This window comes from Pseudomonas huaxiensis (genome assembly GCF_003231275.1).
Taxonomy (GTDB): Bacteria; Pseudomonadota; Gammaproteobacteria; order Pseudomonadales; family Pseudomonadaceae; genus Aquipseudomonas; species Aquipseudomonas huaxiensis.
On sequence record NZ_QKVL01000201.1, the window covers coordinates 1 to 337 of the forward strand.

Annotated in this window: 1 protein-coding gene; it reads right to left on the reverse strand. The window is 61.7% G+C overall.

What is annotated here, in order from left to right:
* The coding region (locus DM374_RS32885; protein WP_318531833.1) for an immunoglobulin-like domain-containing protein at window positions 1-337 on the reverse strand (337 nt) is incomplete at both ends.

The window sequence follows — 337 nt, forward strand, 5'->3', positions numbered from 1 at the left end:
GGTCAGCTTGGCGGTGTAGACGATGTTGCCACCTTCCTGGACGGAACCGGTGGCGGACAAGGTCAGGCCGGTGGTGTCCAGGCGCGCTGGATCGTCGGTCACGACGGTGGTCGGAGTGCCTGCGGTTTCCAGGTGCTCGTAGTTGCCACCGGTGACACCAGTGATGCTGTTGGTCAGCGGAGTGTTGGTGTTCAACACGTTGTTCGGGGCGATGAAATCGACCGAACCGCTCGAGGCGTTGACTGGAATGGTGATCGACTGGCCGTTAGCCAAGGTGATGACCAGTGGAGCGCCGGTCACGGGAGCCGTTACCGAAGCGGTGTAGGTAACTACGCCG